Below are 12241 nucleotides of genomic sequence, written 5' to 3'. Positions count from 1 at the left end.
TGCCATGATATATCTCACCTCGTTGATGATAGGTTCCTTGCTTCAAACGCATTCTATCTGCTTGTTTTATCAAGCACAACGAGGTTTCCTACTTTTTTTGACGGTGGATTAGGGCTACTTTTTTTGACGGTGGATTAGGGACATCTTCGATTTTCCCAATTATCTCAAAATATACAGGAGTTTTCATCCTTTAGTTTAAATGGATAGATGGGGACAATCCTATAATCTCCTGTCAAGTAAGAAATGAGGAAAAAATAATCTCTGTAATTTCAAGATAATAAGTGAGATAGATAGGCACGGGCATAAAATTATAAAATTCTTCTTGTTGAGTTGCCAAGGTGGACTGCTGGTCTGAACTCGACAACTATCTGATATTCTAAAATAAATGCTTCATGTGAACCATGGATGGAATCATGTCCAGATCATAGGCAATGCTGTTGTATGGTCAGCTTTTGCGGCTGGAGACAGCAAGCCTGATCATTATGAGGACATCTTGAGGTAGAAGTTCTATGCTTGTTCTATAAGCTAGAATAAACACGGAAAGAAATATATGTCAGACTTCCCAATATTGCTCTTTTTGCTCCCAGAAAAGTCATTATTGATCCTGTATCGCCCCGCTTTTCGACATAATTTTATTTGATTTCATCTACCTGGTTTGGCCCGACTAGAAGCGATATGGACTGATTTTCCTGCAGGATCCATATTCTGATACCCGTAGCTCAAAGATCGTGGATTCTAGCCCCACGAACCATTTGTGTTTTACATATGTTTGAGGGTGATTTAGCGGGGCCGGATCCGATTTTTAGAGAGCACCGCATTTTCCCTGTCCGCCAACTTGAGCTCAAAATGAAGCTTTCTAATAGAGAGGCAATGCGGGGGCTACGTATTGCCACTCGAAATTAACTGCTGCAGCAACTGGTCTCTACTAATTTTTTTTGCTCCAAGAATCGCAATCTTCTCTGCCTCCGAAAATCGGGCATGAGCTTTGCTACCAGCTTTGATGAAGCACAATGAGCAATGCCTCACTACCATCGGATGCAATGAGGAGTATCAAGATGAACCTTAATAGCATGAGCAGAATCCTGGTTCTTGCCGTCTCGGTACTTTTTCTCCTGTCTCTCGGTGCATGCCATATCAAAAATGCGGGCGTTCAGATAGGAGAGGAGCCAAGCCCCGTGGTGGTTGCCAAGTCAAAGGGCGGCCCACCTTCACATGCCCCTGCTTACGGTTACCGTGCCAAACATTGCTATCGCTACTATCCCTCCTGCTATGTCTACTTCGATATTTCCAGAAGGTGCTACTTTTACCTGGCCGGGGATGGTTGGAAGAAGTCGGCATCACTTCCGGCAAGCTTGCGTGTGCAGCTAGGGGATTATGTGAGTATCGAAATGGATACGGATAAACCGTATACCAGATTTAAAGAGCATCTGAAGAAGTATCCTCCTGGCCGGGTAAAGATGAAAAAGAAAAAGGGAAGATGGTCATAGTTGGAGAGATTCTTTTTCGAAAGTACATCAGCAAGGCAGCAAGTCCGCACTTGCCTGTCCAAAGACCCTGGAGCAAGAAGCCTATGAAGCATTGTCTTGTTTTATGCGGGCTTTTTTTGACTTTAATGACAGCCGGGTGCGCCGTAGCACTTGTTGGAGCTGGTGCCGCCGGTGGGTACAAGGTTGCCACAGACGAACGAAATGCAGACGGGATGTGGGATGATCTTGCGATTACCACCAAAGTGAAAAACGAACTGTTAAAGGATCCTGTGACCAAAGCTTTTCAAATAGACGTAGATACCCTTGAGGGAAAAGTTTTGCTTGCAGGCGTGGTTGAGACAAAGGTGGAGTCCAGGAGAGCGGTTGAAATTGCCAGGAGTGTACCTGGCGTAAGAAAAGTTACCAGTAATCTGCAGATAGGCGAAAGAACACTGGGGCAATCCGTAGATGACACGGTTACAGGGAGCAGGATCAAGGCCAAACTCATTGCCGAGCCTGGAATCAGGGCACTGAACATTGATGTTGACGTTTACAATGGCGTTGTCATCCTGACAGGAATCGTAGATTCCACTAAGCAGAGAAAACGGGCTATTGAGATTGCTCGGAGCACCTCCGGAGTGGTAAGGATTGTTGACAACATAAAGGTCAAGAACCACTAGAGAGCATAATCTAGAGGCAACAAATTCTGGTTTTTCTAGTGGTGGCTACCATATCATATCTGCGGGCGAGTTCTCATTCGGTCTGCTGAGTCCTCTCTGGCAAAGGAGGGCACGAAGAAAACCACAACCACCACTTTACCACTCAACCAACCCATGCTCCACCGCAATGGCCACTGCGTGCGTCCGATTCATGGCGTCCAGCTTGCGCACAATGTTTCTGACATGAAAATTAATCACACTCTCGCTTCTGCCCAAAATCCGGGATATATCCCAGGAAGACTTGCCGTCTTTCAACCATTTCAGGACTTCCAGCTCCCTTTGAGTCAAAGTAAGTTTGGCCCTGGTCTTTTCCCGTAACAACCGTTTAAGTGCTTCTGACAGGTGCGGCACTGCGTATTTGATAATCGTTCGGCTGCGTTCATCGTTCTCTACCCGGTCGCCAGCGAAGAAAAAACAGGTGGCGCCCACCCGATTAAAATCCTGCACCCCATAGGCAAACCCGTCTTTCAGGCCAAACTCCTCAGCGCGTAGCGTCACCCTGTCCTTTTTCCCACCCAGACAGCGTTTTGTCACGTCGGCCCAGTTCTGAACTTCAAAAGTCCTCAGAAACTCAAGCAACACCGCGTCGGCCAGATGATATTCGTTGGTGTAATACCAGTCCAGAAAATCAACCGGATAACCAACATTCACCATCTTCTGCTCACATATCTCCTCATTAGCAAGAATCTCCCGGATGTTCTGGTATCCTCCCACGGCGCACTCAAACCCCAGCAACTCGCGCAGGTCCAAAATCAAACGCCTGAAATCCTCCTCACTGCGGCACTCCAGCCCATGCTGCAGAATCTCCAGCAGCCGAATAGCATCCCGTTTAGACAGGTGCTGATACAAATTCATGACTGGTATCCCGTGAACTCGCGAAAGAAAAGAGGTTTGCTTTGATCGGTACCGGACAAGACAGTCAGATCTAATATAAAAATATTAGGCCAGCCGGGTCAGGCAGTCAAGAAAAAGAACTCCTCCTACCTATCATTTTTGTCAGGTTACAAAGACAACTCAACCAAGTATAAAATAATTGGCCTCAGGCTTCGCTAAGTTCAATCAGTGGTCGGATCAGGTCAACCAGCTGCTGTTCCAGGATAAACACTCCAGGAGCCGGCTGATTTTGGCCTGGAATGATGTTTTTGCTGCCGGAACTGGCGGTTCAAGAGGAAGGCTCGAGAGAGGGGAGGGAGACAATGGAGGAGAAAGCTAAGACTGGGAACAAAGGGGTTGGGTGTTCTGTGAAGTGTGCTCAGATAAATATGATGTGCTGCTGGAAAGAGAACACTTTTACCTGCTCGAGGACAGGTTTCCCAACAAGTCGGGCCATCTGCTCATGATCTCCAAGCGGCATATTACCTCGTCCCTCGATCTGAACAAGACCGAATGGCAGCTGCTGCGGGCGGCGATCCAGGAAGGCTATGCCCTCCTGAAAACCAGGGACAACCTGGTTATCGGCTTCAATACAGGCATAAGCGTGGGCAGCGATGCTGGGCAACAATTACACATTTGCATCTGCATGTCATTCCGCGGAGAGCCAATGATATCCTAGAAAGCAGGTGCGGCGTACGGATGATCAGTGCTGCCAGGGCTGATTATCGAAATGCTGATTAGACAGGTAGTGAGTCATCCAGAAGCCACCAGGCGCGACCAGTCAGCATCTCAAAAAAGTTTCTTCCCTTTGACGTCATATGTCGTTGTCCTACAGTGAGCTCTGAGCTGGCAGAGGAAACTCCAGCAAGCTGGGTAAACAGAGATGAAAGCAGTAGGTCAGCAGTCATGTTAATACTTACTGAATATCTTCGCAAAGAACTGCCTCAGATTGTGCCTTACCTGCATAGGGTCATCCATGTTGAGGTGGACGGTTACTGGTGGGTGGTTCATCCAGATCACACATATTGTGTGTGCCCTCTGGAGGAGATATTCTGGTAAGGCTGGCCATGATCAGGACCGATGCTCGGACCAGGATAACTATTTGATATAGAAGAGTAAACTCAGAAAAACATGGTCAAATATGGCCCGATAATCGTATTTTTGGCGGTCAAAATGGCAGTTTAAGAAGATGGTGCGCATTGCAGTCCAAATCGTCAGCCCGGTCCATTGCCATCAGTCAACCTGACTCATCAATACCTCGTCAATGTTAGATTTCAGTTTCGTTAGAGGAGGGGACACAAATTCGTCTTCTGATGCTATGGTTTGCCGTTGTTTTGAGAGGTTGCAAGATATCAAGGGGTGGCGGAAATCCGTAATATATTGGCATATTTTCAGGGATTTACTCATTTCGCTGGAACTCGAAAGCTGGAGGCGGTGTTGTTCTTGCGGATTGTTGTAATTCTAGATGCAGGGCATCCCGTCCTTGTCACACCACGGCGTGACTATGGCGGACATTCAAGGTGCATTGCATAACTTTCTCTTTTTGCTGGGAGGGTGCTTGGCGGCTCCACCCGTAATTCAGCACTTCTCATTTTCTGGTTGACCGGCCAGTGGTTGTATTTTAGACTAGTTTAAAACTAGTCTAAATGGAGAGCTGTCATGAGTACAGTTGGCGCTTATGAAGCCAAGACCCATCTACCCAGGCTTCTCGAGAGGGTCTCAAGGGGAGAACGCATTACCATCACAAAGCACGGTATACCCGTGGCAGAGCTGGTTCCTGTTCCGGCGAGCAAGAAGGCGGACATAAATGCGGTCATAAGTGAGCTCAGGTCTCTGAGGCAGAATCTCACTTTGAAAGGATTGTCAATCAAGGAAATGATTGAGGAAGGGCGGAGATATTGATGAGATTTGTGCTGGACTGTTCGGTGACAATGTCATGGTGCTTTGCCGATGAATCAGACTATTATTCGGATGTGGTTCTCGACCAGCTCTCAAAGACGGAGGCTCTGGTTCCTTCAATATGGCCATTGGAAGTAGTCAATGTTTTGCTGGTGGCAGAGAGAAGAAAACGGATCAATAAAGCTCAGGCTATGCGCCTCGTCGAACTGCTGCAGTCGCTGCCAGTAGCCATCGATGTTAGCACGGCTGAGAGGGCTACGGGGTCCATCCACTTGCTGGCACGAGAGCACAAACTTTCGTCTTATGATGCTGCCTATCTTGAACTAGCGATGCGAGAGGGCTTACCCCTGGCGACTCGAGACGATCAGCTGGCTAGAGTCGCAAAACGTTGTGGGGTTGAAATCTTGGAGAGAGGGGCACGGGCATAAGATTATAAAATTCTTCTTGCTGAGCTGCCGAGGTGGATTGCTGTGCTGACCAGGGCAATTATCTGATATTTTAAGATAAACTTTTGGGAGTGGTCTCAGGTTCGCCCTGAGACCATGTTTTTGATATGAGAAAAGGCGGTGCTGCAAGCAAGGTGAGGGTAGTGGCGACAGCAGGAACTTGAAGTATTTGTGAGTCTATTTTGGCGATAGTGAACGCTGGTTGAAGTCTCCAGTCACGAATTCTTTACCGCTGTCGCGCATCCTGCTCCTGACCTGCACTCTCCGCCACAGGTAGCTGCTGGCTCTGGGTTCCAGTTGTCCAGTGGGTCATCCTGCTATTTAAAATTTTCTTCAATTTCCCGTCATTCCTGCCGCAAAAAATATCCCACCTTTTGACCTCATCTGTCACACCCTGCTGATATGGTGGATGCAAAACAGTGTGAAAGGGTGTGGCTGCCGTGCAAACCGTCATACAGACATACATGAATCAGACCAAGACAGATCCGAGACGGTTCTGCCGCAACCTGGCCCCTTTGTCTTTATTCTCAGAGAGTCCGGTAGATTTCAATTATATGACCCGTGGCGAGGCTCTGAACGAAGATCTCGGTGGACAAATATGTCGGAGTCCAGCTTTGACCATATGGTAAAAGAACCACAGGTGAGGAGGCGCGACATGACATATAAACTTCTGTTTGGCGTTTTAATCTTTTCACTTGCCGCCTGTGCCTCGGTGCCAACAAAAAACCGCTCCACTGAGCATATCGAAAGCAGGGCATACGTTGAAATTTCCTTTCCCAGTGATCTAACTGAAGTAGATGACTTTGTGGTGGGAAATGAAACGAGTGCAAGGTCTCTGACGATCTTTGCCCTGAAGCTTGAGAAGAAGCGGAAATTCGCTGAGGCTGCAACTTTCTTTCATGAGGCTGCAGATCTGCAGGAAAAAGGTGCCCCTGCCAGCAGTTTCAGGCTTTCCTGCCTGGGTGCGGCTGCCATGTGCTGGCTCAAAGCTGGCGAAGAGGAGCAATTCCACAGGGCAATCGCCAATATCCGCGACGAGCTTGACCGCTTCCAACGGGCCGACCTCTCCGATCACTTCTCTGTGTTGCTGGCCATATCAGACAAGCTCAAAGGAAGAGTGGTCAGCCTCAACCCATCTGTGCCTCTAACGGTAAGAACACTTTTTGAGGTTCCCAGGAGGATGCCATGAAAGGGTTTCTATTAACACTATGCCTGGTGTTTTCGCTCACATTCTTGCCAGAGCCTGCTCGCTCTATTGAACGGTCAGGCGAGGTCATTCGAGAAATCATGAATGCCATTGACAACGAGATGACCGCCATGGAGAAGCAGGGTGAAGTTCTTTCAAAGAGCCGAAAATCATTGCTGCAGGCTTTAGACAGGGATTTCCAGAAGTTCAAGATGGAAACCATCTCCAGCAGGCGGCAGCTTCTTGCTGCAAACCTGCAGGTCACAATGGCCAAGCTTAATGCCCAGGAGAGCAAGGAAGTGCAAGTCTACCTGGGTACACTGCAGGGTCTGATACCAAAGATTGAACGGCTCAAAGAGGAGGTTGCCAGCGGTGCTGGTGTTTTCGGTGATGTGGCTGCTTTCAACCGATATCGGCAAAAGATGGGCAATTTTATGACCCACGCAATTTGCATCCTCGATGGACTCAAGGAAGGGGCGACCAGGGCAGTCAAAGAGAAAATTGCCGGCCTGAAGGCGCTTCTGGTAAGCAGCTACATTACGCTTACACCCGCGGTTTCCCGGGCCCAGAATTCCAGTCAACAGCTGGCGGAAGTCCAGACCGATCTGGAAAACGCCTTCCTTCAGCTGGTAAATATCGGCAGACTATTGGAGCAGGAGCGAAGGGAGCTGCGGATAAACTCTGAGTTGGTGATGGCGCGTCTGGTTTTACAGCGCCTCGGGGAGGGGCCGCTCAGCAACGGTCGATTCTTCAACAAGCCTCGAGCCATCAAGAGTGCTCTCAAGAAACGACAGGATATCAGTCGGCAGATACGGATGGAGACCTTCAGCAGTGGAAAAGTAGCAGGTGCAGGTGGTAGCGCTACTCCTTCGTTCCAGAACAAGCAGGTTCTGGATCGCATCCGCAAGGCTGAGTATAGGTGGAACAGGGGGAAAAGGTAATGAGGAAGGAATTCTTGATTATTACAATTTTCATGTTATTGCCAGGTCTAACCTGGGCAGGAAATTTTCCGGATCTCAGCAGCAGCTGGCAGGCCGAGCGGGATGCAGCGAGTGTGCAGGTGGTAAAGATGTGGCTCTCTGGTGCTCCAGAGCCCCTGTTACAAGAAGAGATCCTGAGATTTCTGGACAGAGAGATCAAACTCTCCATTATCAGTCCCGATGCGAGGCTTCTTGCCAGTGATCCCGAGTTCGATGCCCGGCAGATTCCTGTTTCTTTGCTTCTCGTTATTCTGAGGCAAAATGGAATCATGATCGATCCGGGTGATTTCTTTGCCGGCAAGAAATTTTTCGTGTTAGCCCCACTCTCAGGAGGACGGCATGCCGCGAAGTAGACTCGCCAATGGTTCCAATTGGTTTGCAAACTTGGGGCTGAGACTCTTGCAGACAATAGCGGCTTTGCTGCTCGGTTTCATTTCTTATCGCATTTTCTTTGAAAGCGGCTTGGCACCAGAGGCGTGGGAGGTGCTGTCAGGAGTGGTGCAGACCATCTATCAAAGAATTGGCATTGTTTCTGTCGGACTGTTTCCCTTGAGCCTGCATATTACAGGATTGGCTGTGTTCATATTACTCCACCATCTGGATCTTAGGGTGCTCCGCTCGAACGCTCAGGACCAACTTCGTCTGGTGCAGGAACTCGGCCCCATGCTCGGCGTTACCGGGACTATGATTTCTCTATCTAGAGCTATGGACAGCCTCACCATGTCCAAAGGGGTGGAGGTGGCAATCAAGCAAATGAGTGGGCTGGTTGCCCAGGCTCTATGCTCTTCTATCTGGGGGGTGATACTTGCCATGGCGGCCTTTTTGCTGCAATTCGTCTGCCCCAGAGATAGTGAGATGTAGATATGAGACTTCCCACGCCCTTCTTTGACGTCTTTTGCCTGCTTATGGGGATTTTTTTGCTCTACAACCAGATGCTTGCAGCTTACTTCAATGAATCGCCGGAGAAAACTCTGCCGCAGATGGATCTTGCCGCCATAACAGAAAAGGGTAGTGCGAAGGCGGCGCACCCCGAAGCTTTGACCATTAGCATGAAATCTCGAGGCCGCAGAGCAGATGATGTGGCCTACTTTATCAATGAGCAAAAGAGCAAATTCGCAGAACTGCGGGAGAAGTTGAAAGCCCTTTCCCCAGACAAAGTCATCTTGAGGGTGGACAAGAACATTCCCCACGGTCTGGTGCTGGAGGTCATTGCTCTGTGCCAGAACTCGGGGGTGGAAAACGTTAGCTTCAGCTATAAGAGCAAAAAGAGGTGAAACATCGTTCGTTTCAGGAGATATGTCATGATAAAAAAGACATTGCGATTCTGGTTGATGGTCATTCTGGTTCTGGCCGGCGTGTATCTTGTCACCAATCCCACAATGGCCAGTAAGGTAAGCACACAAGCATCTAGAGTCTGGCAGAATGTCGTCTGCAAGCTAGAAAAAGTCCCTGAGCTCCTGGGTGCTATAATGTTCGCAAAAGAAGAAGAATTGCCGGAGCCCGAGCAGGTGTTCCAGCCCGCCTCAATGCAGCCGCAACAGCCAGCAAGTATGCCAGAAAAAGAGACAGGTGAACAACAAGATGTGGAAGTAAGAACAGCTGGCAAGAGCCCTGTAGAGGCTATTCAACAAAGTCTGCGCCAGCAGTCCCCAGAGTCTGAAGTGAAGATGGAAGATGTCCTGACATCACTGACCGAGAAGCCATCATCAGGGGCAAGAGGCAACCCTGCAGTAGCAGAGGATGCGATGTCCATTGAAGTCCTGAGGGAGATCTATGCCCGTCACATGGAAGCACTGAAGATCATTGCCTCGGGTGTTGCTGATGAACAGACGAATGAATAGATTCCTTCTGGTCCTGGCATGGTGTGTGGGGCTATCTCTGGGGTTTTTATGGGGCGAGCAGCGTCACCCTGCAGATGCGCCAGTGCCGGTGCCGCCGGCATTAGAAAAAGAATCCAGAGCCAACCCGCCAGCAAAGGAACTGACGGTCAAAGTATCCCTGGAAAGAAGCCCGGATACTATTACAAAGTCAGCTGTCAGCAAAAGGAGGCCAAGGATCATTGCGAGAGTCTATCGTCTCGACAGCTCCTTGATCCGACGGGGCATGGCCCTCGTTGGTGAAAAAGGGGAGCACCTGAACTCCTTTCCGGCAATCACCGCCAATTATCGAATCAACCTGGGCTTTGCCAACTACGTCAAGTCATTGCAGAGTTTGGGCGCCAGGTTTTTTATACGTGACCGCAGGAAAAAGAAACTTGTGGGGGAGGTGGATTTTCACACACTGTTCCTGAGCCCGATCAGGTACCTGAATGGACTAAGTCCGAGGTCGCGTGTTATTTCGAGAGAATTGGCTGCCGAGCAATACATTGAACTTGCCAACGTCATGTTCGGCAAGAGCGACTATCAGATGATTCTGCTCTTGCCTTTGCAGATTGATGCCGCTCTGATTGCGGGTATGGAAAAGGCGTTGACACAGGCAGGCTATGATGTCAGGGATTTCATCTCCCTGCAGGCGAGATATGAGAGGGATTCCCATGGCCTGTGGCTGGTTGTGGTGAAGGGTATTCACAGGACACGGCACCGTATTCCATTGCGCATTCGTTTCAATCTAGACGATCTTCGGCAGAGGCGTGGCTATGAAACCTGAATACAGAGTTCTGCTGTTGGCAGGAACCCTGTTTGTCAGCTTATTTTCTTCCACAGCAGCAGCAGAATCGTCTGTGAACGAGGCACTGCATGCGGCCTATATCACCAGGCTCTTTGCTCTGGAAACAAGGCTTGTTAGGCTCACTGCACACCGCCCGCTCACTCTAGAAGAACAGACAACTCTTGCTCAATTGAAGAATGAGCGCGACAGCTTGTGTCGCCGACTCAATGTCTGCGAGCACTATTTGCGAAAACGCCTGTCAGAGGCGCACAGATGGGTTGGCAGACAGAGGCTGGGTGCCATTATTTCAGCAAAAGCCAGGCTCTATGGGATCAATGCGGATTTTGTTCATGCGATCATCAAGTGTGAGTCCAACTATGACACACATGCTCTTTCGAGGGCTGGCGCCATGGGCCTGATGCAACTGATGCCTGAAACAGCAGCTGAACTGGGGGTGGAAAACCCCTGGTCCCCAGGAGAAAACATTGACGGCGGCATCCGCTACATTCTGGCGCTGCTCAAAGAGTTCAGAGACCCGTGGAAGGCGCTGATCAGCTATAATTGTGGCCCAGAGATTCTTCGCCGTGGGCTGCTGATTCCGGCTGAAAGCAGACGTTTTGCCCGCAAGGTTCTCAGAGTGTTTGTCAATAGACGTCTGGCTAATAACAAGTAGGCCGCAAAAATCAAAAAAGGCCTTCGGCGTGACAGCAAACCTCGTTGCCCGTTACCTTGCCTCGTGCTGTTTCATCTGGCGGTGTTGCCTGGAGACGGGGATTGGCGATTGGATCAAGACAGCTAGCTGATTTATGATGAACAAAGTCTGAAAAAGTTGGCTTGCTTCAGGATCAAGAAGCAGGCTGAGGGCAATCGCCAGGCAGCATGTTGTTGCTGACAACAGAGAAAAGAGTATAGCTACGGCATTTCGTTTCTGGAGAAGGATCAAGATCGCCCCCGGGGAGACCCTGACAACCGCTCTGCGCCGGAAAAAGGACAGAAGCGAGGAACTGCTGCGGGCGCTCAGATACGAACGGGCCCTGGTCTACGAGGACCTGGGCCAGCAGCGACGTGCGCGTACAGAGCTCGAGAAGCTCTATGTGGAGACGCCGGATTTTGAAGATGTGGCTAAAAAACTGGGACTGGCCTGAGAAATTCCTTCCCGATTGACCTTATCTGTCACACCCCCCTGGTAAAAGAGTAGGCAGTAAACAGTAAAAGGCAGGCCCAAAAGAAAGGGGTGTGACTATGCAAACAATTCTGCAAACCTATTTGGCTGAGGCCAAGATTGGCCGCAAACAGTCTTACCGCAACCTGGCGGTGTTTCCTTTGCTGTCGGGCTATGCTGCGGCTCTGGACTACATTACTCTGGATGAGGCCCTGGCGGCAGACCTGCTTGAGGTGATGGAGAAAAACGAGTCAGGCTCGGTGCCTGAACTCAAGGTGGTGAATAAATCCCCCAGAATGGTGCTGATTGTCGACGGCGAGGAACTGGTAGGAGCCAAGCAGAACAGGATCGTCAACACCACCATGCTGCTCAGGGGGAACTCCACCACGGTGATCCCTGTAAGCTGTGTGGAGCAGGGGAGATGGGAGTATGAGAGTCGCCGGTTTTCCAGCCGCCAGAGGATTATGTGCTGTAATCTGCGGGCCATGAAGGCTGAGCAGGTAAGTGTTTCAGTACGTGCCTCCAGGGGTTTCCAGGCGGACCAGGGCGCCCTGTGGCACGAGATAGCCAACAAGGCTGCCAGAATGGCGGCTGAATCGCCCACCATGGCCATGACTGAGATCTACGACAAGGAGCAATCGTCTCTTTCAGAGTACCTGAAGCATTTTCGGTTGGTGGAGATGCAGGTTGGAGGGGATTTTTATATAAATGGCAGGGTGGTGGGATTGGACAGCTTCGGCAAGTCCGCGACTTTCGCCGGGGTGTTCAAGAAATTGCTCGAGAGCTATGCCCTGGATGCCATAGACTGGTATGAGAAGAAGAGTTTCTGGAAGGCGGTGAGGAGTAATGCTGCGAAATTCCTGC

At 49.8% G+C, this 12241-nt stretch carries 15 protein-coding genes; 14 read left to right on the top strand and 1 reads right to left on the bottom strand.

Going from position 1 to position 12241, the window contains the following annotated elements:
* Positions 1 to 1055 precede the first annotated feature (1055 nt).
* Positions 1056 to 1487, top strand: a complete 432-nt coding sequence (locus tag JRI89_14255) for a hypothetical protein (protein MBW2072403.1) — start codon at positions 1056 to 1058, stop codon at positions 1485 to 1487.
* A gap of 83 nt (positions 1488 to 1570) precedes the next feature.
* A complete protein-coding gene (locus JRI89_14250; protein MBW2072402.1) occupies positions 1571 to 2146 on the top strand; it encodes a BON domain-containing protein in 576 nt (191 codons plus the stop codon).
* Between the two features lie 135 nt (positions 2147 to 2281).
* Here JRI89_14250 and JRI89_14245 read toward each other — a convergent pair whose 3' ends face one another.
* On the bottom strand, positions 2282 to 3040 hold the full coding sequence (locus JRI89_14245; GenBank protein ID MBW2072401.1) for an autoinducer binding domain-containing protein: 759 nt from the start codon (positions 3038 to 3040) through the stop codon (positions 2282 to 2284).
* Positions 3041 to 3431: 391 nt separating this feature from the next.
* Here JRI89_14245 and JRI89_14240 point away from each other — a divergent pair, with 391 nt between their 5' ends.
* The 12 genes from JRI89_14240 to JRI89_14185 form a co-directional block, all read left to right on the top strand.
* Positions 3432 to 3737: an HIT domain-containing protein gene (locus tag JRI89_14240; protein ID MBW2072400.1), complete on the top strand. Its 306-nt coding sequence runs from the start codon at positions 3432 to 3434 to the stop codon at positions 3735 to 3737.
* 980 nt (positions 3738 to 4717) lie between these two features.
* Complete coding sequence (locus JRI89_14235) at positions 4718 to 4960, top strand: type II toxin-antitoxin system Phd/YefM family antitoxin (GenBank protein ID MBW2072399.1); 243 nt, start codon at positions 4718 to 4720, stop codon at positions 4958 to 4960.
* Positions 4960 to 5385 (top strand): type II toxin-antitoxin system VapC family toxin, encoded by a 426-nt coding sequence (locus tag JRI89_14230; protein MBW2072398.1) that lies wholly within the window; start codon positions 4960 to 4962, stop codon positions 5383 to 5385. The genes JRI89_14235 and JRI89_14230 overlap by 1 nt, the downstream gene beginning before the upstream one ends.
* Before the next feature lie 673 nt (positions 5386 to 6058).
* Complete coding sequence (locus tag JRI89_14225; protein ID MBW2072397.1) at positions 6059 to 6592, top strand: hypothetical protein; 534 nt, start codon at positions 6059 to 6061, stop codon at positions 6590 to 6592.
* Positions 6589 to 7530, top strand: coding sequence for a hypothetical protein (locus tag JRI89_14220; GenBank protein ID MBW2072396.1), 942 nt, complete (start codon positions 6589 to 6591; stop codon positions 7528 to 7530). The genes JRI89_14225 and JRI89_14220 overlap by 4 nt, the downstream gene beginning before the upstream one ends.
* A gap of 14 nt (positions 7531 to 7544) precedes the next feature.
* On the top strand, positions 7545 to 7922 hold the full coding sequence (locus JRI89_14215; protein MBW2072395.1) for a hypothetical protein: 378 nt from the start codon (positions 7545 to 7547) through the stop codon (positions 7920 to 7922).
* Complete coding sequence (locus JRI89_14210) at positions 7909 to 8430, top strand: MotA/TolQ/ExbB proton channel family protein (protein ID MBW2072394.1); 522 nt, start codon at positions 7909 to 7911, stop codon at positions 8428 to 8430. Before JRI89_14215 ends, JRI89_14210 begins: the two co-directional genes overlap by 14 nt.
* A gap of 2 nt (positions 8431 to 8432) precedes the next feature.
* Entirely contained in the window at positions 8433 to 8843 is a 411-nt protein-coding gene (locus JRI89_14205) for a biopolymer transporter ExbD (protein ID MBW2072393.1), read from the top strand.
* A 27-nt stretch (positions 8844 to 8870) separates the two neighbouring features.
* Positions 8871 to 9410, top strand: coding sequence for a hypothetical protein (locus JRI89_14200; GenBank protein MBW2072392.1), 540 nt, complete (start codon positions 8871 to 8873; stop codon positions 9408 to 9410).
* Positions 9391 to 10215, top strand: a complete 825-nt coding sequence (locus JRI89_14195) for a hypothetical protein (GenBank protein MBW2072391.1) — start codon at positions 9391 to 9393, stop codon at positions 10213 to 10215. Before JRI89_14200 ends, JRI89_14195 begins: the two co-directional genes overlap by 20 nt.
* A complete protein-coding gene (locus JRI89_14190) occupies positions 10205 to 10888 on the top strand; it encodes a lytic transglycosylase domain-containing protein (protein ID MBW2072390.1) in 684 nt (227 codons plus the stop codon). The genes JRI89_14195 and JRI89_14190 overlap by 11 nt, the downstream gene beginning before the upstream one ends.
* 569 nt (positions 10889 to 11457) lie before the next feature.
* Positions 11458 to 12241, top strand: a 784-nt coding sequence (locus tag JRI89_14185; GenBank protein ID MBW2072389.1) for a hypothetical protein, incomplete at its 3' end; no start/stop codon positions are given.

This window comes from Deltaproteobacteria bacterium, assembly GCA_019309045.1.
In the GTDB taxonomy this organism is placed as follows: domain Bacteria; phylum Desulfobacterota; class Syntrophobacteria; order BM002; family BM002; genus JAFDGZ01.
Note: the sequence above shows the minus strand (reverse complement) of the source record. Positions and strands in the feature narration are given on the sequence as shown.

Coding starts and splice junctions, on each gene's coding strand:
- JRI89_14255 (MBW2072403.1), top strand. CDS start 1,056: ATGAACCTTAATAGCATGAGCAGAATCCTGGTTCTTGCCGTCTCGGTA.
- JRI89_14250 (MBW2072402.1), top strand. CDS start 1,571: ATGAAGCATTGTCTTGTTTTATGCGGGCTTTTTTTGACTTTAATGACA.
- JRI89_14245 (MBW2072401.1), bottom strand. CDS start 3,040: ATGAATTTGTATCAGCACCTGTCTAAACGGGATGCTATTCGGCTGCTG.
- JRI89_14235 (MBW2072399.1), top strand. CDS start 4,718: ATGAGTACAGTTGGCGCTTATGAAGCCAAGACCCATCTACCCAGGCTT.
- JRI89_14230 (MBW2072398.1), top strand. CDS start 4,960: ATGAGATTTGTGCTGGACTGTTCGGTGACAATGTCATGGTGCTTTGCC.
- JRI89_14225 (MBW2072397.1), top strand. CDS start 6,059: ATGACATATAAACTTCTGTTTGGCGTTTTAATCTTTTCACTTGCCGCC.
- JRI89_14220 (MBW2072396.1), top strand. CDS start 6,589: ATGAAAGGGTTTCTATTAACACTATGCCTGGTGTTTTCGCTCACATTC.
- JRI89_14210 (MBW2072394.1), top strand. CDS start 7,909: ATGCCGCGAAGTAGACTCGCCAATGGTTCCAATTGGTTTGCAAACTTG.
- JRI89_14205 (MBW2072393.1), top strand. CDS start 8,433: ATGAGACTTCCCACGCCCTTCTTTGACGTCTTTTGCCTGCTTATGGGG.
- JRI89_14200 (MBW2072392.1), top strand. CDS start 8,871: ATGATAAAAAAGACATTGCGATTCTGGTTGATGGTCATTCTGGTTCTG.
- JRI89_14195 (MBW2072391.1), top strand. CDS start 9,391: ATGAACAGACGAATGAATAGATTCCTTCTGGTCCTGGCATGGTGTGTG.
- JRI89_14190 (MBW2072390.1), top strand. CDS start 10,205: ATGAAACCTGAATACAGAGTTCTGCTGTTGGCAGGAACCCTGTTTGTC.